This is a genomic window from Bradyrhizobium arachidis (assembly GCF_015291705.1).
In the GTDB taxonomy this organism is placed as follows: Bacteria; Pseudomonadota; Alphaproteobacteria; order Rhizobiales; family Xanthobacteraceae; genus Bradyrhizobium; species Bradyrhizobium arachidis.
In genome coordinates, this window is the sequence record NZ_CP030050.1 from 5,247,221 (window position 1) to 5,268,760 (window position 21,540).

At 63.9% G+C, this 21,540-nt stretch carries 15 protein-coding genes and 1 tRNA gene; all 16 read left to right on the forward strand.

What is annotated here, in order from left to right; genetic code table 11:
- The first annotated feature begins 43 nt into the window (after nt 1–43).
- A complete protein-coding gene (locus WN72_RS24525; RefSeq protein ID WP_092217233.1) occupies nt 44–1,285 on the forward strand; it encodes an acetamidase/formamidase family protein in 1,242 nt (413 codons plus the stop codon).
- A 134-nt stretch (nt 1,286–1,419) separates the two neighbouring features.
- Nucleotides 1,420–3,750, forward strand: a complete 2,331-nt coding sequence (locus WN72_RS24530) for an acetamidase/formamidase family protein (protein ID WP_167380932.1) — start codon at nt 1,420–1,422, stop codon at nt 3,748–3,750.
- 14 nt (nt 3,751–3,764) lie between these two features.
- On the forward strand, nt 3,765–4,148 hold the full coding sequence (locus WN72_RS24535) for a RidA family protein (protein ID WP_092217235.1): 384 nt from the start codon (nt 3,765–3,767) through the stop codon (nt 4,146–4,148).
- A gap of 1,577 nt (nt 4,149–5,725) precedes the next feature.
- The gene (locus tag WN72_RS24540) at nt 5,726–6,013 is read left to right on the forward strand and encodes a hypothetical protein (protein ID WP_143130646.1); all 288 of its coding nucleotides are present in this window, start codon (nt 5,726–5,728) and stop codon (nt 6,011–6,013) included.
- A gap of 29 nt (nt 6,014–6,042) precedes the next feature.
- Nucleotides 6,043–7,644 carry an ABC transporter substrate-binding protein gene (locus WN72_RS24545; RefSeq protein ID WP_244553797.1) on the forward strand — a complete coding sequence of 534 codons (1,602 nt, stop codon included), beginning with the start codon at nt 6,043–6,045 and terminating at the stop codon, nt 7,642–7,644.
- 604 nt (nt 7,645–8,248) lie between these two features.
- Entirely contained in the window at nt 8,249–9,904 is a 1,656-nt protein-coding gene (locus WN72_RS24550; RefSeq protein ID WP_027558020.1) for an OFA family MFS transporter, read from the forward strand.
- Between the two features lie 339 nt (nt 9,905–10,243).
- Complete coding sequence (locus tag WN72_RS24555; protein ID WP_092217237.1) at nt 10,244–11,407, forward strand: PspA/IM30 family protein; 1,164 nt, start codon at nt 10,244–10,246, stop codon at nt 11,405–11,407.
- Nucleotides 11,408–11,417: 10 nt separating this feature from the next.
- Entirely contained in the window at nt 11,418–12,083 is a 666-nt protein-coding gene (locus WN72_RS24560; protein ID WP_092217238.1) for an OB-fold-containig protein, read from the forward strand.
- Between the two features lie 30 nt (nt 12,084–12,113).
- A complete protein-coding gene (locus WN72_RS24565) occupies nt 12,114–13,814 on the forward strand; it encodes a flotillin family protein (protein ID WP_027558023.1) in 1,701 nt (566 codons plus the stop codon).
- A gap of 207 nt (nt 13,815–14,021) precedes the next feature.
- Nucleotides 14,022–14,390 (forward strand): hypothetical protein, encoded by a 369-nt coding sequence (locus WN72_RS24570; protein WP_027558024.1) that lies wholly within the window; start codon nt 14,022–14,024, stop codon nt 14,388–14,390.
- A 133-nt stretch (nt 14,391–14,523) separates the two neighbouring features.
- Nucleotides 14,524–14,598, forward strand: a tRNA-Asn gene (locus WN72_RS24575).
- A gap of 209 nt (nt 14,599–14,807) precedes the next feature.
- Nucleotides 14,808–14,987 (forward strand): hypothetical protein, encoded by a 180-nt coding sequence (locus WN72_RS24580; RefSeq protein ID WP_027558025.1) that lies wholly within the window; start codon nt 14,808–14,810, stop codon nt 14,985–14,987.
- A gap of 138 nt (nt 14,988–15,125) precedes the next feature.
- Complete coding sequence (locus WN72_RS24585; RefSeq protein ID WP_027558026.1) at nt 15,126–15,782, forward strand: protein-L-isoaspartate O-methyltransferase family protein; 657 nt, start codon at nt 15,126–15,128, stop codon at nt 15,780–15,782.
- Between the two features lie 205 nt (nt 15,783–15,987).
- Entirely contained in the window at nt 15,988–17,379 is a 1,392-nt protein-coding gene (locus WN72_RS24590; protein ID WP_027558027.1) for a TolC family outer membrane protein, read from the forward strand.
- 303 nt (nt 17,380–17,682) lie between these two features.
- The gene (locus tag WN72_RS24595; RefSeq protein ID WP_167380922.1) at nt 17,683–18,453 is read left to right on the forward strand and encodes a PopZ family protein; all 771 of its coding nucleotides are present in this window, start codon (nt 17,683–17,685) and stop codon (nt 18,451–18,453) included.
- 172 nt (nt 18,454–18,625) lie between these two features.
- Nucleotides 18,626–21,502 (forward strand): valine--tRNA ligase, encoded by a 2,877-nt coding sequence (locus WN72_RS24600; RefSeq protein WP_092217241.1) that lies wholly within the window; start codon nt 18,626–18,628, stop codon nt 21,500–21,502.
- Nucleotides 21,503–21,540 lie beyond the last annotated feature (38 nt).

Sequence of the window (21,540 nt, forward strand, 5' to 3'; positions counted from 1 at the left end):
GCGCTCTCTCCATCACGTTCAAGACCCCCGAAGAGGCCACCTCATGAAGCATGTGACGCTGCCGGTTTCGCCCAAGACCGTTCACTGGGGCTATTTCTCCAAGAAGGTCGCGCCGGCTCTGACGCTACGCTCGGGAGACCGCGCCACTATCGAGACGCTGACGCATCATGCCAACGACGATTATGAACGCATGATCCAGGGCGATCCCGGCGCCGAGAGCGTGTTCCACTGGACGCGTGAGCACAAGGCAGTCGCGCGCCGCGGCTCGGGCCCGGTCGAGGGCCCGTTCATCCGCGGCGCGGGCGAGGGGATCGGCGTGCATCTGCTCACCGGCCCGGTCGCGATCGAAGGGGCCGAGCCCGGCGACATTCTGGAGGTGCGGATCCTCGATGTCCGGCCGCGGCCGAGCTGCAGCGCCTGCCACGCCGGCCGCTGCTTCGGCTCCAATGTCGCGGCGAACTGGGGCTTTCACTATCACGACCTGATCGAAGAGCCGAAGCCGCGCGAGGTCGTGACCATCTTCGAGCTCGACACCGCGGGCGAGCCCCACGCAAAGGCCGTCTACAACTACGTCTGGACGCCGCAGACGGACCCCGACGGCATCGTGCATCCGACCATCGACTATCCCGGCGTGCGCGTTGACCACGGCACCATCAAAAAGCGCGAGAACATCCTCTCCAGCGTGAAGGTGCCTGCGCGACTGCATTTCGGCACCATGGGCCTCGCGCCGTCGGAAGCCGATTTCGTCAGCTCGATCCCGCCGAGCTACACCGGCGGCAACATCGATGACTGGCGCATCGGCAAGGGCGCGCGGATGTTCTATCCGGTCGCAGTCCCCGGCGCCTATTTCTCGGTCGGCGATCCCCATGCGGCCCAAGGTGACAGCGAGCTCGGCGGCACCGCGATCGAGACCTCACTCACCGGCGATTTCGAGTTCATCCTGCACAAGAAAGCTGATCTGGCCGGCACCCATCTCGAAGGCCTCGACCATCCCATGCTCGAGACCGACCATGCCTGGTCGTTCTACGGCTTCACCTATCCGAACTATCTCGCCGCGCTCGGCGCCGATGCGCAAACCGAGATTGCCAATCATTCGAGCCTCGACCGTGCGATGCGCGATGCGTTCCGCAAACTCCGGAGATTCCTGATGACGGTGCATCGCCTGAGCGAGGACGAGGCGATCTCGCTGCTGTCGGTCGGCGCCGATTTCGGCGTCACCCAGGTCGTCGACGCCAATTGGGGCGTCCACGGCACGATCCGCAAGAGCATTTTCCGATGCGACTAATGCATTGACAGACATTCCGTTTTTGGGATGAACGCGTGAAGGACAAGCCCCGCCTGTGGCCCGTCGCGGCGACGGATGATCGCGTGCGGCTGGCACGGAGGTTGCTTCGATCGACCGCAATCTGGGTCGATCCGATGAGCTTCCGTCCGTTCACGAGCGAGTCCTACGCGCAAGACGACCGCCCCGAAGCCTGGCGGGACGTGCTGGCCGCGGTCGGCCTGCAACCCGCGGGCGCCCACAGCTTCTTCGACGGGCACGCGACGGCATCGCATCGCCACGCCGCGGGTGTTGCGCTGACGCGCATGGCCGCCGGCGCGCAGAGCATCGCGCCGCTCGCGCAAACGCATGAAGACCTTCCGATCGCGCTGATGCCGGTCGAGGACGGCATGGTGCTGAAGAGCGCTGGCGGCCATCGCATCGTTCCCGTCGGCCATCTCCTGCTGCTGCCGCGCAACGGCGACTGGAGTATCGTGTTCCAGCGTGACATGCGCGCAGTCGTGCTGTCGGTGACCTCAAAAGCACTGCACGGACGGCTCTCGGGCAAGCCGCGGCTCGGCGAGCCCCGCGTCGTCCCGCCCAGCGGCTTTGCCGATGTGTTCTCACGCCTGTTGGACGCCACCGCGCGCACGCTCGACACATTGAGCGATGCCGAATGGAATTGGGTCGCGCAGTCTCTCGTCGACCTCCTGCTGACACTCGCGCATCAACTTGCGGCCTCGACCTCGGACCCCGGATCGAGCGCGACCCAGGCTGCGCTGCTGCACCGGATCTGCCAGACCATCGAGCGCCGGCTCGACGATCCAGATCTGGTGCCGGCGCGCGTGGCGCAGGCCGAGGGCATTTCCGAGCGGTACTTGCAGAAACTGTTCGAGACGGTCGGCGATAACTTTACCCACTATGTCCGCGAGCGCAGGCTTCAGCGGGCCTGGGCTGACCTGTCCAATCCGACTGAGGCACATCGCTCGATCTCGGAGATCGCCTACGCATACGGCTTTGGCGATTCCGCGCATTTCAGCCGCGCCTTTCGCCATCGCTTCGGCCTTCCGCCGCGCGAGTTCCGCCAGCAGGAGGCGGAGCGGGCGACCTCACAGCATGGCGCAGCGGGACAGCGCGGCTGGCCGCAGGAGGCGCTGGCACAATTGCGCGCGCATCAGAGCGTGGAGGCCCGAAGCAGCATTGCGCGTCCCGGCGCCGAAGAACGGACGACGGCCGAGCGCAGGCACCACCACCTCCCGGTCGAGGCCAGCCGCGTTCATTGGGGCTATTTCAGCCGCTCGCTGCCGCCGCAGATCGAGATTGCTTCCGGCGATACCATCACCATCGAGACGCTGACGCAGCACGCCTCTGATGCTCCCGACATGATGATCGCGGGCGATGCCGGCGCCGAAAGCGTGTTCGGCTGGACGCGCGACAGGAAGAACGTCGATCGCCGCGGCGCCGGGCCAATGGATGCCAGCGTGTTCGGCCGCGGTGCCGGCGAGGGGTTTGGCGTGCACATCTGCACCGGGCCCGTTGCGGTGAAGGATGCCCAGCCCGGCGATGTGCTGGAGGTCCGTATCCTGGACATCGTACCGCGCGCGAGCCGCAATCCCGACTACGCCGGCCGTGTGTTCGGCTCCTCCGTCGCGGCATGGTGGGGCTATCACTACAACGAGTTTCTCGGGGGCCCCAAGCCGCGCGAGGCCGTCACGATCTACGAGATTTTCGACGACGAGAAAGCTCCGCACGCTCGCGCGCTCTATTCTTACCGCTGGGAGCCGCAGACCGATCCGTTCGGCGTCGTCCACACCACCTACGACTATCCCGGCGTCCCCGTCGTATCGGGCACGATCAAGCGCCGACATGCCGTGCTCGACGGCATCCGCATTCCGCTGCGGCCGCATTTTGGCGTCATCGCGGTGGCGCCGCGCGAGGTCGATTTCGTCGATTCAGTGCCGCCGTCCTATTTCGGCGGCAATCTCGACAATTGGCGGCTGGGGAAGGGGGCGACCGTCTATCTTCCGGTCTCCGTGCCCGGCGCGCTGCTGTCCGTCGGCGATCCCCACGCAGCTCAAGGCGACGGCGAACTCAGCGGCACCGCGATCGAATGCTCGATGACCGGCACATTCGAGGTGATCCTGCACAAGAAGGCCGATCTCGCCGGTCAGCCCTATGCCGATCTCTCTTATCCCCTGATCGAGACCGCGACCGACTGGGTGCTGACCGGCTTCAGCCACCCCAACTACCTCGCCGAGTTCGGCGCGCAGGGCCAGAGCGAGGTTTACGCAAAATCCTCTCTCGACCTCGCCATGAAGGATGCCTTCCGCAAGATGCGGCGCTTCCTGATGAACGTCAAAGGCCTCAGCGAGGACGAGGCGATCGCGCTGATGTCGGCGGCCGTCGATTTCGGCGTCACGCAAGTCGTCGACGGTAATTGGGGCGTGCACGCCATCCTCAGCAAGCGCCTGTTTCAGGAGGCGACTTAACAAGGACATCTCAGGTGAAATTCCACATGATCAGCGGCGGACCGAAGCCGGTCGCGCCGTTCAGCCACGCGGTGGAGGCCGATGGCTTTGTCTTCGTCACCGGCCAGATGCCGGACACGCCGCAGACGCCGGGCATGCTGCCCGACGGCATCGTCGCCCAGACCCGTGCGGTGATGGAGAACCTGAAGGTGGTTCTCGCCGGCCTCGATCTCGGCCTCGAGCACGTCGTGATGACGCGCATCTATCTGACGCGCTTCAAGGAGGACTACGCCGCGATGAACGAGACCTACCTCACGTTCTTTCCGTCAGATCGGCTGCCGGCCCGCACCTGCGTCGGCGTCACCGGACTTGCCTATGACGCGCTGATCGAGATCGACCTGGTGTGCCGTCGGCCGTGAGCTCGGCTTTCGTAGCCCAGTGAGCGAAGCGATCCCCGGGACCGCCGCTCGCACGAATCCCGGATGTCGCTTCGCTCATCCGGGCTACAAGACTACAAGCCCTTGCGGCACCCGATGGGCAAAACACCCAATTTGCGGGTCAATCAGTTCACCCAAAAAGATTCTACTTTACCGAAATTCGGCTTTGTCGTAGTCCTGTTTCACCTCATCCCTGTCAGAGGGGCGTATCGCGATCGTCACGAAACGCGGGATGAATGGCGGTGGACGCAGGCCGCGTCGGCGCGATGAGGATCGCAGGGCGGGAAACCGTGAGCGACGATCTCGCGCATACGACCGGTGCGGTCAGCGTACGGTAAAACCGTGTCGTCCTGGCGCCCGGGGTCTGTGCGCCAAGTCTTGCCGTGATGTGTGCTGCCCGACCGGGTGGGCACATCAGCCATCTGCAAGGCGACGGGGGCAATAGTGCATCGCTCCCCGGGGAGAGCTCGGCATAAGCCGTAAAGCCACTGCGCAGGGAAGGCCGGGTTGTTTCCGGCGTCACCTGTATGCCGCTGTGCAAATTTCGTAGCGCATCCTTCGCACAGTGGACCGTGGGTGCCAGCCGGCACCCGGTCTTCCCTGCGCCCTCTGACAGAAGAGGGTGTCGAGATGAAGCAACGCTCGGGCGAACCAAGCCGCGAGGGTGCGGATCTATGTCTGCGTGTTGAGATGCAAGTTAGGGCGAGAGGTGAGGCGTCCAGCCGTCATTGCGAGCGAAGCGAAGCAATCCAGAATCTTTCCGCGGAATGACTCTGGATTGCTTCGTCGCAAGAGCTTCGTCGCAATGATGATGTAGAGGGAGCCTCACGACCTCCGTCTCGTGCCCCGGACGCGGCGCATCCACGAGTGGTGCGCTCGACAGCTCCAGACCTCTCTGGCGATCATATGGGACCGATCTGGGTCACTTCGATTGAATCACGAGTGGGGAGCGGAAACCAGGATTTCGGAGATGCCGATGCGTCCGTCAAAAGTTCCAAGGACCATTGCAGCCAACTTGCGGCCTCGTTTCGAACTTAATCGCGCGCTAGCTGCATCACGTCGGAGTGAGGTTCCACACCATTTGCGCCGGCAAGCGGATAGATGTCGAAAGTGAGGCAACGGAGACCGGCGGGGCGGTGAAGGTTCGGGGTTATTCTCGCGGTCAGATGCGTATCGCATCCCGCGATGTTGGATCGGCATCCGACATCTTGAGTTCTCTGCCAATCGATGGTTGCGGTTCGACCGGGACGACAGAGATTTTCTGTGTGCCGCCCTCTTTGCTTTCAGCTTTTCCGAGGGCAGCAAAAGCGCCAATTCACAACAACAGAGCATCACAGGATTAGCGTATGAGTCCCTTGAGTGAGCAAGACCGAACTACCCCCCATGATCCACTTTACTATGCGCCCCGCCGAATTCGCGAGATGTCACGGTCGCCACTATCCGCTCTTGACGACCTGCACTTCGAACCAGACGAGGCCCCCGCTGAGCGGCGCGCTTCAGTCGAGGCGCTCGAGAATGCAGTCTACCAATCGTTGCGTCGGCCACTCGAGCCTGAGGTCATGGAGAAGCCTTCGACGCCGCGGCGCGTTCGGAATGGGCGCAAGACGTTGTTCGTGGTGGCGGCCGTTGGCGTCTCGGCGGTCGCGGCGCTGTTCTTTGCCCTGAAGGTTGAGGCTCAACAGGAGTCCGCCATCGCCGCGTCCTTCGCCGCGGCCGTGCAGTCGATGAAAACCGCGCGGCCACAGCAAAGCGCCGGCCAAACCGTTACGCCCGAGCAGTCCGAACAGCTACTTCAGCAATTCATGGAATGGCGCCAAAAGACCGGTTCCGCCGAGACGTCGCAATGATTGAAATGGCATATACGGAGACAGCGACGATGCGCGATATCGGATATGGCTTGACGATCGTGCAGAACTCGCGATTGCGCTGGATAGCGGTTGCACTTGGCGCTTTGTTCACGACCGCCGCGGGCGCCGCGCCTGGCGACAATTTGAATGTCGTGCGCGACTTGGCGGGCCGCGTGGGGCCGATCGTTGGTTCGGCGCTGGCGTGCCCGGACGTCGCGCGCCCTCGGATCCAGTTCATCGTCGACAAATTCCAGGCGGTGATCAAGGCAAACGCGTCCAACGAGACCGACCGCGACGGTCTCTCGCAGCTGTTCGATCGCAATGTCGCGGATGGCCGCAATGCTCTGACCGCAGGCCGGACCAATTGCAGAACGGCGGAACGTCAGCTTGCCGATCTCGAACAGTCGCTTGCCGGGAAGTCGGCATCACTGATCGACGCGATCGGGACGGCGCCAGTCACTGCCGCGACGGCGCCCACGGCGTCGTTGCCGCGAACGGCTCTCGCCTCCACCGCGCGCGGAGTGACCGCGAACGAAATCCGGTTCGGGATGGTGGCACCGTTCTCCGGTCCGGCGAAGGAACTCGGGCGGCAGATGAAACTCGGGATCGATACCGCTTTCAATCAGGCCAACGATGCCGGCGGCGTGGAGGGCCGGTCGCTCCGGCTGGTCTCGGCGGATGATGGCTACGAGCCGACGCGGACTGTGGATGCCATGAAGCAACTCTACGAAAAGGATCAGATCTTCGGCTTCATAGGAAATGTGGGAACGCCAACCGCTGCCGTCGCAGTACCCTACGCGCTCGAGCGGCGGGCATTGTTCTTCGGCGCGTTCACGGGGGCGAATGTTCTGCGCAACGACCCTCCCGATCGGTATGTGTTTAACTATCGCGCGGGCTACGCGGAGGAGACCGACGCCGCCGTCCGCTACTTGATAAAGCTGCGCCGGCTGCAGCCCCGACAAATCGCCGTATTCGCCCAGCAAGATTCCTATGGTGATGCCGGATTTACGGGCGTCTCAAAGGCGTTTCGTTCGCTCGGCCTGAACGACAGCTCCATTCTCCGGCTCAACTACAAGCGGAATACGGTGGACGTCGACGACGCGGTCAATCAGTTGAAGGCGCAAAAGGGCACGATCAAAGCCGTGGTCATGGTTGCAACCTACCGGGCCGCCGCCAAGTTCATCGAGAAGACGCGCGATGCTTTTCCTGCAATGATTTACACCAACGTCTCGTTCGTGGGCAGCACCGCACTTGCCGATGAATTGATGCTGCTTGGGCCGCGCTTCGCCAATGGCGTCATCGTGACACAGGTGGTGCCTGCGGTTGGCGGCTATTCCAGCGCTGTCCTCGAATACAAAAATGCGCTCGCCAAATATTTTCCGGGAGAGGCGCCGGACTACGTGTCGCTTGAAGGTTATATCGCCGCCAACGTCTTGATCCAGGCACTCAAACGGACAGGCGCGCAGCTCGATACTGAAAGACTGATCGACGTTCTTGAGAATACGCACAATCTCGATCTGGGCCTCGGCACTTCTCTCAATTTCAGCCGTGCCGAACACCAGGCGTCGCACAAGATCTGGGGAACGGCGATTGACGAAAACGGCCGCTACAAGTCCCTCGAGCTTGAGTGAGTATCGGAGCACCGGATGCAGCTGCAACCCGTCCGATGCTCCGCCTCACAGAGACAAATCGACGGCTTCGGCATATTCCCTCTTCAACCACGAGATCAGTTCGACGGCGAGCACTCACCAGTCATGATCGTCGATCAGACCAACCTCGCTTGCGTTCGCCGGTGGCATTGATTTCTCATCGACCCTCGCACCGGTGTCCGATCGCAACTTGAGCGACTCGGGACAAAGCAGACTGATTCCTCCGGTTTGCGCCGCGCGGGGGCGATGACACCAGAAGGGGAGTCTCATTTCCTCCTCGATCCTGTCCGCCCCCAACGAAATTCGCCATCGTATCGACACACATTGAATTCCAGTGCCGATCGGTTTCTCCGCAAGCAATTGCGGAGTTCTGTCGTGCCTCGCGGCGCCCGCTGCGAACTCGAAGGACCAAGCACCCGCAGCCTGCACATCCGGGCATATCCGTTGCGGTCTGTCGAATGCGCTTAACGATCCTGCGCGTCTCGATGGTGTGCCGGCTGCAATCAAGCTCGCACTGCGAGTTGAATGCGGGGATCGTGGGCGGCAGACCCGCCCGGTATTTGGAAATTACAGGGGAATAATCTCGATGACGACGATCAGTAGCGCTGGAGCCATGCCTCGCTCCGGAGGCGGCATTCTCGACAGGGAGCGCACGATTGCGAGAGCGGGCTTCAATCGGTGGCTGGTCCCGCCAGCCGCGCTGTGTGTTCACCTTTGCATCGGCATGGCTTACGGCTTCAGCGTGTTCTGGCTGCCGCTGTCGCGCGCGCTTGGACTGACGGCACCGAAGGCCTGTCCCGACATGACGCTCGTCCAGGAATTGTTCACAACGACCTGTGACTGGAGGGTTGCGAGCCTCGGCTGGATGTACACGCTGTTCTTCGTGCTTCTCGGCATCGCCGCAGCGGTGTGGGGTGGCTGGTTGGAGCGGGTTGGGCCGCGCAAGGCCGGGCTCGTCTCCGCCTTGTGCTGGTGCGGCGGCCTCTTCCTTGGGGCGATCGGCGTCTACACGCACCAGCTTTGGCTGTTGTGGCTGGGCTCGGGTGTCATCGGCGGCATTGGTCTCGGCATCGGCTATATCTCGCCGGTGTCGACGCTGGTGAAATGGTTTCCCGATCGACGCGGCATGGCGACCGGCATGGCGATCATGGGCTTCGGTGGTGGCGCCATGATCGGCGCGCCGCTGGCAAGCCTTCTGATGAACTATTTCAGGTCGCCGACCTCGGTCGGCGTGTGGGAGACCTTCGTTGCGATGGGCGTCATCTATTTCGTGTTCATGTTGATCGGCGCCTTTCGCTATCGTTTGCCGCCGGCGGGTTGGCGTCCGGAGGGGTGGGCGCCGCCGGCCGAGACCAACACGATGATCTCGAAGTATAACGTACACCTCAAGGACGCGCACAAGACTCCCCAGTTCTGGCTGATCTGGTGGGTGCTCTGCCTGAACGTTTCGGCGGGTATTGGCGTGATCGGGATGGCTTCGCCGATGCTCCAGGAAATCTTCGCGGGCAAGCTGATTGGATTGCCGGATGTCGGCTTCAATCAACTGACCGTCGCCCAGAAAGCGACGATCGCGGGTATCGCGGCCGGCTTCACTGGTCTGCTGTCGCTCTTCAACATCGGCGGTCGCTTCTTCTGGGCGTCCCTGTCCGACAAGATCGGCCGCAAGAACACCTATTACACGTTCTTCATCCTCGGTATCGTTCTCTATGCGCTGGCGCCGACGTTCGCGGCGATGGGTTCGAAGCTGCTGTTCGTCCTCGGCTTCGGCATCATCCTGTCGATGTATGGCGGTGGATTTGCGACCGTTCCGGCCTATCTTGCCGACATGTTTGGTACCCAATACGTCGGTGCAATCCACGGCCGTCTGCTGACTGCATGGTCGACGGCGGGAATTATCGGCCCGGTCGTGGTGAACTATATCCGCGAATTCCAGCTGGCGGCTGGCGTCAAGTCCGACCAGCTCTACAACACCACGATGTATATTCTGTGTGCGATGCTGTTCGCAGGTTTGATCTGCAATTACCTGATCAGGCCGGTCAACCCAAAGTGGCACATGCGCGAGACGGGCGTCGCAAACGTGCAGGCGGCCGCAGCAAGCGCGAGCGCATCGGGACCTTCCGGCTCGTTTGGAATCGGGCTTGGCGGACTAGACCTGAAGGCGGTCCTGTTCTGGGCTTTTGTCGGCATCCCGCTAGTCTGGGGCGTCTGGGTCACGCTACAGAGCGCGGCTAAGATCTTCTGATCACCGCTTCCAGGCCGTGCGGCCATACTCATTGGAAAGCCGCACGGCCTTTTCCGGCCACCACCACCGAGGGTAACTCGCTTGCCAGGTGCCCCAAGCCCACCCCGATCGACAGACTTACCGGAGTCCACACGTCTCAGAGCGGTGGCCGCGGCGTGGGTCCCGGCTTAGCGCAGCAACGCAACAAGCGTTGCCGCGCTAAGCCGGGACACGGGACCTTTGCAAACAGAGAGCGGCCTTGAACGTCGGCCCTAGCCACCGCGACTAACGGTAGAGTGCATCAGGATCAGCGGAACGTGATTGACCTTCCTCTTCCTAAAGCACCAAAATGGTGCTTTAGTGCTTTCCATGAGCCCGTCGCCCCGAAACGCGCCGTCTGCGCTTCGTTACAGGCTTGCCCCTGACCCGGCCGCCAGGGCCGCCATGGAGGCGACATTCCAGGCCTACGACCGCATGATGGAGATCCTGGACGAGGTCGCCCGGACCCATAATGTCGGCTCCAACGTCGTCCTGCTGCACGCCCATGCCTATGAGCCGATCCGCAAAGAGACCGCGCTGCCCTCGCGGCTGGTGACGCTCGGCCTGCGCGACCGCGCCGATTATCGCGCCGCGGCCGGCCGCCGCCTGCCGCTCGACGACAAGCTCGCCAAGATCAAGGGCCCGGCGACCATCTCGATTGCGACCGTGCAGGGACGCTTCAGCGTGCCCTTCGACTATGCCGGCTATGCCGAGGGTTGGGGGCAGAGCGTGCCCGCGCACCTGATCCGCACCGACGACGGTTTCGAAGTTCACTACGGCGTCACGCCGAACAGTCTGCCAGAGGAGGAGAACGCTATGGATACCATCGCTGCCGCCCCCGACAACTTCCTGTCCCGGGTCGGGCGCTTGATCGCCGGGATCGCTTACGACGCGATCGAGCAGGCGGAAGGCAAGAACAAGATCAAGGTGGTCGGACAGGCCATCCGCGAAATCGAGCGCGCCGAGAGCGAGGCGCGCGATGCGCTCGCCTCCGCACGCGCCGAGGAATATCGCCTCAACGCGCGCCGCACCGAGATCGAGCGCGAGATGACCGATCTCGCCGCCAAGATCGAGGGCGCGATCGCCGATAATCGCGACGATCTCGCCCGTGCCGGCATCGCGCGGCAGATGGATCTGGAGGCGCAGTTCGAGGTGCTCTCCCGCGCCATCGACGAGAACAACGAGAAGATCGAGCAATGCGTGACCTCGCTGCGCGCCGTGCTCTCGGCGCTCCAGGATGCCGAGCAGCGCCGCGCCGATCTGGAAAAGAGCGAGGCTCACGCGAGCCATCAGGCTGCCACGTCACCCCGGAAACAGGGCGGCAGCTCCGCGGCGGCGAAGGCGCTGCGCGCGGGCAGGGCGGTGGCGCGGGCCACCGGCGTGCCCGCCAGCATCCCCTATTCGAGCGACATCGACGAGCTCAGTGCGCTCCATCGCGACAAGGAGATTGCAGCGAGGCTGGCGCGGCTGAAGTCGCGCTCCTGAGTGCCGTGTCATGAGCGCACTGCTCGAACACGTCATGGCGCCGGAGGTCAGGCCGTTCGCGGTTGCGGCGGCCATGATCCTCATCGTCGGCTCGATCGAAGTGGTCTCGATGCTGGTCGGAGCCTCGCTGAGCGAGATGCTCGGCACCAGCATCGATTTCAGTCACCCCAGCGATAATGGCGTCATCAACGCCATCTCCTGGGTCAATGTCGGTGGCGTGCCGCTGCTGATCTTCCTGCTGCTGGCCCTCGGCGCCTTCTCCATCACTGGATTCCTGATCCAGGACATCGCGCGGATGGTCGCCGGTCCCTTGCCGGCGACGGTCGCGTCAGCCGGGGCCGTTGTGGTGTCGGTGCCGCTGGTCCGCGCCGCCAGCGGTGCCATCGCGCGCCTCATTCCCAAGGATGAAAGCTATGCCGTCGGCCTCGGCGATCTCGTCGGCCGCGTCGGCGAGGTCGTCATCGGTCCGCTCGACCAGGGACCGCCCGGCCGCGTCAGCGTCGCCGACATCCACGGCAACAGGCACTTCGTCTGGGCGGTTGCGGCGCCCGCATCGGGACCATTGCCGCAGGGAACCATGGTCCTGCTGGTTGATCGCGACGGCACCCGCTTCGTGGCGGTGAAGGCCGACGATGAACTCAAGCCGTCCAAGCCGACTCTAACAAGCCATCTCTAAGCACCCAGCAAGTCATTATTGGAGCAAGTCATGTTCGACATCGCAGTCCCGGCCATGATCGGCGTCGCGCTGATCGTCGTCCTCGGGATCGTCTTCACCATCCTCTACAAGCGCGCCACCCGCGACGAGGCGTTCGTGCGCACCGGCCTCGGGGGCAAGAAGGTCGTGCTCGACGGCGGCGCCATGATCCTGCCGATCTTCCACTCCTATGCCAGCGTCAATCTCAAGACGCTGCGGCTCACCGTCGAACGCAAGGAGCGGGAGTCCCTGATCACCAAGGACCGCCTGCGCGTCGACATCGTTGCCGAATTCTACGTCCGCGTCCGTCCCGACGACGAGAGCATTGCGCTCGCGAGCCAGACGTTGGGCGCACTGACCAACGACGCCGAGGCGCTGCGCAACCAGGTCGAGGCAAAATTCGTCGACGGTCTGAGGTCGGTGGCAGCGACCATGACCATCCTTGAGCTCCAGGAAAAGCGCTCGGATTTCGTCAAGCACGTGCAGGCGACCGTGGAGTCCGACGTGAAATCGAACGGCCTCGAGCTGGAGTCGGTCTCACTGACCAAGCTCGACCAGACCGACGTCAAGTTCTTCAACCCGGAAAACTTCTTCGACGCCGAAGGCCTGACCCAACTCAAGACCATCACCGAGACCCGCCGCCGCGACCGTAACGCCATCGTCCGCGACAACGAGGTGGCGATCGCGCAGAAGGATCTCGAAGCGCGCCAGCAGACGCTGGGGATAGAGCGGACCAAGAAGGAGGCCGAGCTATCCCAGGAGCGCGACATCGCCAACAAGACCGCGAGCACCCGCGCCGAGGTCGCGACCGCAACTCAGACCGCGCGCCTGACCGAGGAGAATGCCCGCATCGATACCGACAGGGCGGTTGCCGAGAAGGAGGCGGGCGCCAAGCAGGTCAAGGAAACCGCCGTGATCGAGTCCGATCTCGCCATCAACAAGCGCAAGACCGATGCCCAGCGCGAGATCCAGATCGCAACGCAGGAGAACGAGATCCAGATCGCGTCCAAGAGCAAGCAGACCTCGGAGGCCGTGGCCGAAGCCAAGGCGGCCGAAGCGTTGGCCGTCTCGGCTGAGGAAAAAGTCGTGACCGCGCGCGCCGTCGAGGTCGCCGATCGCGCCCGTCTGACGCAGGTGCTGGCCGCCCGCACCGAGGCCGAGCGCAAGTCGACCGAACTGATCGTCGCGGCTGAAGCCGAGAAGAAGGCCTCGCTCGACCGCGCCGAGGCCGTCAAGACGCTGGCGACGGCGGAAGCCGAGTCCAACAAGATCAAGGCGGTCGGTGTTCGCAACATCGGCGAGGCCGAGGCCGCCGTCATCACCATGAAGAACGAGGCGCAGAACAAGCTCGGCAGCAATGTCATCGATTTCGAGATCGCCAAGAAGCGGATCGAGACCATGCCGTCGGCGCTGGCCGAGATGGTGAAGCCGATCGCCAACCTCAAGGACGTCCGCATCCTGCATACCGGCGGCGCCTTCGGCGGCAATGGTAGCGGCGTAGGCGGCGGCAGCGTCGGCTTCGGCGAAGGGCTTGCCGGCGAGCTGCTCAAGGTGCACGCGCTGCGTCCGATGATCGACGAGATCCTGCGCCAGAGCGGCTTTGCGCCGGGCGATGATCCCGTGAAAGCGCTGGTCGGCGCGGTCACCGGAAAGAGCAACGGCGCCGCGGTGCCGGCGCCCGCACCGGAGCAAACAAACAACGCCGATCTATGAATGCCCATTCATTGCTGCGGAGAATTCGAAAAGATATGAACTCCCCCGCGCGTCTCGCGTCGCGCAACGTGCCGGAGTGCTGATCGATCGCGTGTTGAACCTTTCGATCGCACTCCGGACGATTTCTTGAGGCAACGCCGTTGGTTGCCGCGGCGCCTGCGCCGATCGACGTAGGCACTGGAGCCTTTTTCGATCGGGGGATTTCATATGAAGTATTTTCTGTCTGGACTGATCGCCGCCGGCCTTATGCTTGCCACCACGACGGCCTTCGCGGCCGACGCCCGCAACGTCACTGTCGTCAACGAGACCGGCTATGCCATCAAATTCCTGGGCTTCAATGCGCCGGACGATGGCCTCGACGAATGGGACAACGAGCTCGACAAGGTTTTGCAGAACCAGGCGAGCACCTATGTCGAGTTCGACGACGATGACGAGGGATGTGTCTGGAACATCCGCGTCGACTGGCAGAATTATGACGAGTCGGTGCTGTGGAAGAACGTCAACCTCTGCAAGTTCACCGCGCTGCGGCTGCGCTACGACCCCGGCACCAAGACGACCTCGTTCGTCGCCGAGTAATCTGACATGCCGCGGAGGAGGGGCCGCCCGGCGGCCCTTCCTCAGGCGCGTTGCGGATGATGACGAATTCGTCCTTTGCAAGCGCAAGCGGCTTTGTTATACGCACCCCGCGCGAACGACTGGTTCGCCCTTTTCCTCGGTAGCTCAGCGGTAGAGCATCCGACTGTTAATCGGATGGTCGCTGGTTCGAATCCAGCCCGGGGAGCCAAATTTCATCGCATTTGCAATGATTTACATCCGCATCCTGATGCGGTGAGCAACATTGCTCAAGTGCTGTCCAGCAGCGATCGCCTCGATCCAGCGTAGAATCGCTCAAGCTTTTGTGTGGGCGCTCGCCGTCGCGCCACGGGGGCGGCGCCAAATCGACTTAATTCAAATTGAATTTCCTAGGGCCGGACTCATACGGAGCTGATTCCCATGCCCGACATCCAGATCGACCGTGCCCACATGGCTCCCTCGATTCTGCCGGCCGACCTTCCAGAGCTCAGCGACGATGAATGCCTCGCCCGCCTGGCGCGAGCGGTCGAGACGCCCGATTCGACCCGGCTCGACGAGGTCGCAGCGCTGATCGGCCGGCTCGCGGTCACGATCGAGTAGTCCAGCGTCTGCTCATGCCGTGACTGGCGCAGCTCCGGCTTTGCCCGGGCCCACGGACGTGTTGCGTTTTCGCGGAGCCTGTTCCAAAGATGCCGCCAACTTCCGTCCGCGGCATCGTCCGCATTGCAGGGTCCGCAAATGTCCGGTTTCTCGACCGCGCGCCTCAAAATGGTCGATGGCCAGGTGCGCACCAATGACGTCACCGATCGCCGCGTCCTCGACGCCATGCTCACGGTTCCGCGCGAGGCGTTCGTGCCGGCGGTGCGGCAGGCGTTGGCCTATCTCGACCTCGATCTCGACGTGAGCGAGGGTGGCGCCAAGCGCTTCCTGATCAAGCCGGCGCTGACCGGCAAGCTGCTCCAGGCCGCCGAGATCGGCGAGGACGACAACGTGCTGGTCGTCGGCTGCGCCACGGGATACCTCGCCGCGCTGGCCGCAAAGCTTGCCCGCCAGGTCACTGCGACGGAATGCGATTCGGCCCTGGCCGCGAAGGCCAAGGACGCCCTGGCCGGCATGGCCAATGTCACCTGCAAGGCTGCGGCCTGCACCGAAGGTGATGCGTCTGCCGCTCCCTATGACGTCATCATCCTCAATGGCGCCACCGAAGTGATCCCGGAAGGGCTGCTCGGGCAGCTGAAGGAGGGCGGGCGTCTACTCGGCGTTTCGGCCCAGTCCAGGCCGCCGCGGGCCATGATCGTGACCCATACCCACGGCGAATTCGGCCATCGGGCGCTGTTCGATGCCGCAGCCCCGGTGCTTCCCGGGCTGGAACGGGCCGCCAGCTTCGTCTTCTGACCGCCCAAAGCCCATTAAAATACCATTCTGAATCAGAAGTGTGGCCGGGATGCTGCACGTGAAGAGTTTCCACCGGGAACTGCCTTCAGGTAGTTCCGTTGCGCAAATCCGCGTCCTATGTTGCGACGGGGCAACGACTCCACTCGGTAGACGTCACCCAGCTCGCGGGCACGAGTCGGGCGTTAAGATGAACGGAATTTTTGGGATGCATGGGGTGAAGCTCTTCACCGGAGCTGCGGTTTCGGTCCTGCTGCTGGCGCTTGCAGGGCCGGCGCCTGCCTTGGCGGACACGATCGAGGCCGCCTTGGTGCGCGCCTATCAGAACAATCCGCAGCTCAACGCACAACGCGCCCAGGTGCGCTCGACCGACGAAAACGTGCCGCAGGCCTTGTCGGGTTATCGCCCCAGGGTCGGGGTCAGCCTCAGCACCGGTTATCAGTATCAGGATATCCAACAAGTGCAGAGGGGCCCGGGGATCCACAGCGATCCGCCCCTTCAACCGAACAGCGCCAGCCTGACCGTCAACCAGACGCTCTACAACGGCAATCAGACCGCCAACAGGACGCGCGCGGCGGAGAGCCAGGTCTCGGGATCGCGCGAGGCATTGCGCGTGCTCGAGCAGTCGGTCCTGCTGCAGGCCGCCACGACCTACATGGACTATCTGCGTGATGCGGCAACGCTCGAGGTTCAGCGCAGCAACGTGCGCGTGCTCGAACAGACGCTCAAGCAAACGCGCGATCGCTTCAACGTCGGCGAGGTCACGCGCACCGACGTCGCGCAATCCGAAGCGCAGCTGGCAGCCGGCAGGACCCAGGCCCTGACCGCCGAATCGAATCTCACGACGACGCGCGCGAACTTCCGCCGCATCATCGGAAACGAACCGACGAACCTTGCCCCGGGCTCCCCGGTCGATCGTTTCCTGCCGTCGACGATCGCCTCGGCGGTCAATCTCAGCCTGGTGGAGAACCCCAACGTCACGGCCGCGATGTACGGCATCGACGTCAACTATCTCCAGGTCAAGATCAACGAAGGCGCGCTGCTGCCCACGGTCACGCTCCAGGCCGCCGTCAGCACGGCCTACCAGCAGAGCCTGACCGTCTTCCGGACCAATACGGCTTCCGCCATCGCGACCGCCTCCGTGCCGATCTACCAGGGCGGCGCGGAATATTCGCTGATCCGCCAGTCGAAAGAAAATCTGGCGCAGCAGCGCCTGAATCTCGAGACCACCCGCGATCAGACCCGCGCCAACGTCGTGCAGGCCTGGGGCCAGCTGGAAGCCGGCAAGGCGCAGGTGAAGTCCGCGCAGGCGCAGGTCACGGCCTCCGAGATCGCGCTGAACGGTGTGCGCGAAGAAGCAAAGGCGGGACAGCGCACCACGCTCGACGTGCTGAACGCGCAACAAGCGCTGGTGAACGCGCGCGTTGCGCTCGTCACGGCTCAGCACGACCGCGTCGTGGCGTCCTATTCGGTGCTCAATTCCGTCGGCCGTCTGGCGCCGCAGGTTCTCGGCCTTTCGACCACGGTCTATGATGCGAGCGTTCACTACCAGCAGGTCCGCGACAGCTGGGCCGGTGTGCGCACGCCTGACGGACGCTAAGTCCCGTAAGCATCCGATCGGCCTCGCAAACAGTTGAGGCCGACCGGCGCTTTGCTTGCAATCATCAAAATCCCTGACATAGCCTTGCCAAGAAGATGCGGGTCGATTCGCCCCGCACCGATGTCGTGTGCGTAAAGCTTGAGTGCCGAGGGCAGGGGCGCACCGTCGCACGTTGAGCCGTGAACTGGGGACAAGTCGGGCTCTCGCGACGAAAATGTCGGGGCGTCCGTCCGGAACCGGCCAATCCTGTCGTGCTTGGTGTAAAACAACGCATGCGAGGGCGTTGATGATGTGGAGTCGGAGATGACGCAGCCTGCAAAGGTCACAGAACCCTCGATGGAGGAGATTCTGGCCTCGATCCGGCGCATCATTGCCGACGATGAGGCGAAGCCGCCGCCCGCAGAAGCTGCAAAGCCCGAGAAGGCCGCAGCGCCCGCCGCGCCGCCGAAGCCGCAGGCGATGAACGACATTCCGCCATCGAAGGTCGCACCTGCAAAACCTGCCGCCGAGAAACCCGCGCCGCCGCCGGTTGCGAAGCCGGCTCCGGCTCCGGTGCCGCCGCCACCCGCTGCGGATGCCGGACCGAACAGCCAGGACGATATCGACGCGCTGCTCGCGGGGCTCGATGCGGCAACGCCTGCGCCCGAGGTTCGTGCTCCGGAGCCCGAGCCTGAGCCCGACGTGCTCGAATTGACCGACGAGATGGCGGTTGAGCCGACGCCGCCTCCACCGCCGCCGAGCTTCCGCAAGGTCGAGCCACGCGACGATCTCGAATTCGCCGAATCGCCGCCGCCGCGCCCGACGCCGGCGCCGTCCTATGCGGCGGTGGGCTTCGACGCGCCGCCGTTGCCGCCGCAGCAGCCGATCCTGGCGCAATCGACGGTCTCAGCGGTCGAATCCGCCTTCAACTCCCTGGCCCACACGGTGCTGAGCAGCAATGCGCGGACGCTGGAGGATCTGGTCAAGGAGATGCTGCGTCCGATGCTGAAATCCTGGCTCGATGACAATTTGCCGGGCCTGGTGGAACGCATCGTGAAGGCCGAAATCGAGCGGGTCTCGCGCGGCGGCCGCTAGCAGCCGGCCCGCAGCCCTCATAAAGCCCCGCTTGTGCGCCATGTTCGGCCTGCCGAGGGGGCGGGAAGCCCCGTTGCCGCCCGGCCTTCCCTGGACTTGTTTTCGTTGACCTTGTTTTCGTTGGCCTTGTTTTCGTTGACTTGGCCCCCGCGCGCGGCTTTCTAGCAGCCCCATGATCGAGAAAAATTACCAGCCCGCCGATATCGAAGCCCGCATGTCCGTGGTGTGGGAGGACAGCCGTGCCTTCAAGGCCGGCCGGCCCGACCGCCGCGACGCCGTGCCCTTTACCATCGTGATCCCGCCACCGAACGTGACGGGCTCGCTGCATATGGGCCACGCCCTCAACAACACGCTCCAGGACATCCTGTGCCGGTTCGAGCGCATGCGTGGCCGCGACGTGCTGTGGCAGCCCGGCACCGACCATGCCGGCATCGCCACCCAGATGGTGGTCGAGCGGCAGCTGATGGAGCGTCAGCAGCCCGGCCGCCGGGAGATGGGCCGCGAGAAGTTCCTGGAGCGGGTCTGGCAATGGAAGGCCGAGAGCGGCGATACCATCATCAACCAGCTCAAGCGGCTCGGTGCCTCCTGCGACTGGTCGCGCGAGCGCTTCACCATGGACGAGGGCCTGTCGAAGGCCGTCATCAAGGTGTTCGTCGAGCTGCACCGCGAGGGCCTGATCTACAAGGACAAGCGGCTGGTGAACTGGGACACCAAGCTGCTGACCGCGATCTCCGATCTCGAAGTGCAGCAGACCGAGGTGAAGGGCCACCTCTGGTATCTGCGCTATCCGATCGAGGGCAAGACGTTCAGCCCGGAGGATCCCTCGAGCTTCATCGTCGTCGCCACCACGCGGCCCGAGACCATGCTCGGCGACACCGGCGTGGCCGTGCATCCCGAGGATGAGCGCTACCAGAAGCTGGTCGGCAAGAACGTCGTCCTGCCGCTGGTCGGGCGCAAGATCAAGATCGTCGCCGACGAGTATTCCGATCCGGAAAAGGGCTCGGGCGCGGTGAAGGTGACACCGGCGCACGACTTCAACGACTTCGAGGTCGGCAATCGCCACGGCCTGCGCCGCATCAGCGTGCTCGACAAGGAAGGCTGCCTCGATCTCCTCGACAACGAGGATTATCTGAAGGGCCTGCCGGAAGGCGCCACGCAATTCGCCGAGGAGTTCAACAAGGTCGACCGTTTTGCCGCGCGCAAGCGCATCGTCGAGCGACTGGAATCGTTCGGCTTCGTCGAGCGAATCGAGCCGCACACCCACATGGTGCCACATGGCGACCGCTCGAACAGCGTGATCGAGCCGTATCTGACCGACCAGTGGTACGTCGACGCCAAGACGTTGGCGAAGCCCGCGATGGCGGCTGTCCGCTCGGGCGAGACGACCTTCGTGCCGAAGAACTGGGAAAAGACCTATTTCGAGTGGATGGAGAACATCCAGCCCTGGTGCATCTCGCGCCAGCTCTGGTGGGGCCATCAGATCCCGGCCTGGTACGGTCCCGACGGCAAGGTGTTCGTCGCCGAGACCGAGGAGGAGGCAGTCAGCCACGCGCTCGGCTATTACGTCGAGCAGGAGGTCATCACGGCCGAGCAGGGCCGCGAGATGGCGCTCGATCGCAACAAGCGCGAGGGATTCATCACGCGCGACGAGGACGTGCTCGACACCTGGTTCTCCTCGGCGCTGTGGCCGTTCTCGACGCTCGGCTGGCCCGACGATGCGCCGGAGGTGAAGCGCTACTACCCGACCAATGCGCTCGTCACCGGCTTCGACATCATCTTCTTCTGGGTCGCCCGCATGATGATGATGGGCCTGCACTTCATGAAGGAGGTGCCGTTCTCGACGATCTACATCCACGCCCTCGTCCGCGACGAGAAGGGCGCCAAGATGTCGAAGTCGAAGGGCAACGTCATCGATCCGCTCAACCTGATCGACGAATACGGCGCCGACGCGCTGCGCTTCACGCTGGCCGCGATGGCGGCACAGGGACGCGACATCAAGCTCGCCACCAGCCGTGTCGAGGGCTACCGAAATTTCGCGACCAAGCTCTGGAATGCATCCCGCTTCGCGGAGATGAACCATTGCGCCGTGCCCGAAGGTTTCGAGCCAGCCAAGGCCAAGGAGACGCTGAACCGCTGGATCGCGCATGAGAGCGCGCACACCACGCGCGAGGTGACCGAGGCGATCGAAGCCTACCGCTTCAACGATGCCGCAGGCAGCATCTATCGCTTCGTCTGGAACGTCTATTGCGACTGGTATGTCGAGCTCGCCAAGCCCGTGTTGCTCGGCCCCGACAGCCCCGCCAAGGACGAGACCCGCGCCATGGTCGCCTGGGCGCGCGACGAGATCCTGAAGCTGCTGCATCCCTTCATGCCCTTCATTACCGAAGAGCTGTGGGAGGTGACGGCCAAGCGCGAGAGCCTGCTGGCGCTGGCGGCATGGCCACTGCAGCCGACCGGACCGACGCCTGAGCAGCTCGCGATGCTTGCGGCTGCGGCAGGTCCTACCGATCCACTGATCTCGCCGGCCCTGGTCATGCCGATCTTCGACCATGCCGACTTCACCGATCCCAAGGCGGAAGCGGAGATCGGCTGGGTGATCGATCTCGTCACGCAGATCCGCTCGGTGCGTGCCGAGATGAACATCCCGCCGGCAACGCTGACTGCGCTCGTGCTCGCGGGCGCCTCGGCCGAGACCAGGGAACGCGCGCCGCGCTGGACCGACGTCATCAAGCGCATGGCACGCCTGTCGGACATCTCCTTCGCCGACCGCGCGCCTGATGGCGCGGTTCAGCTCCTCGTCCGCGGCGAAGTGGCCGCCCTGCCTCTGAAGGGCGTCATCGATGTCGCCGCCGAGCGCACGCGCCTCGACAAGGAGATCGGCAAGGCCGACGCCGACATCAAGCGCGCCGAGTCGAAGCTGGCGAACGAGAAGTTCGTCGCCAACGCGGCCGAGGAGGTCGTCGAGGAGGAGCGCGAAAAGCGCGAGGCGGCGCTGGCCCGCAAGGCCAAGCTGCTCGAGGCGCTGGAGCGGCTGAAGCAGGCGACGTGAGACGTACGTCATTCCGGGGCGGCTCGAAGAGCCGAACC

Coding starts and splice junctions, on each gene's coding strand:
- WN72_RS24525 (WP_092217233.1), top strand. CDS start 44: ATGAAGCATGTGACGCTGCCGGTTTCGCCCAAGACCGTTCACTGGGGC.
- WN72_RS24530 (WP_167380932.1), top strand. CDS start 1,420: ATGAGCTTCCGTCCGTTCACGAGCGAGTCCTACGCGCAAGACGACCGC.
- WN72_RS24540 (WP_143130646.1), top strand. CDS start 5,726: ATGGAGAAGCCTTCGACGCCGCGGCGCGTTCGGAATGGGCGCAAGACG.
- WN72_RS24545 (WP_244553797.1), top strand. CDS start 6,043: ATGCGCGATATCGGATATGGCTTGACGATCGTGCAGAACTCGCGATTG.
- WN72_RS24550 (WP_027558020.1), top strand. CDS start 8,249: ATGACGACGATCAGTAGCGCTGGAGCCATGCCTCGCTCCGGAGGCGGC.
- WN72_RS24560 (WP_092217238.1), top strand. CDS start 11,418: ATGAGCGCACTGCTCGAACACGTCATGGCGCCGGAGGTCAGGCCGTTC.
- WN72_RS24565 (WP_027558023.1), top strand. CDS start 12,114: ATGTTCGACATCGCAGTCCCGGCCATGATCGGCGTCGCGCTGATCGTC.
- WN72_RS24570 (WP_027558024.1), top strand. CDS start 14,022: ATGAAGTATTTTCTGTCTGGACTGATCGCCGCCGGCCTTATGCTTGCC.
- WN72_RS24580 (WP_027558025.1), top strand. CDS start 14,808: ATGCCCGACATCCAGATCGACCGTGCCCACATGGCTCCCTCGATTCTG.
- WN72_RS24585 (WP_027558026.1), top strand. CDS start 15,126: ATGTCCGGTTTCTCGACCGCGCGCCTCAAAATGGTCGATGGCCAGGTG.
- WN72_RS24590 (WP_027558027.1), top strand. CDS start 15,988: ATGCATGGGGTGAAGCTCTTCACCGGAGCTGCGGTTTCGGTCCTGCTG.
- WN72_RS24595 (WP_167380922.1), top strand. CDS start 17,683: ATGACGCAGCCTGCAAAGGTCACAGAACCCTCGATGGAGGAGATTCTG.
- WN72_RS24600 (WP_092217241.1), top strand. CDS start 18,626: ATGATCGAGAAAAATTACCAGCCCGCCGATATCGAAGCCCGCATGTCC.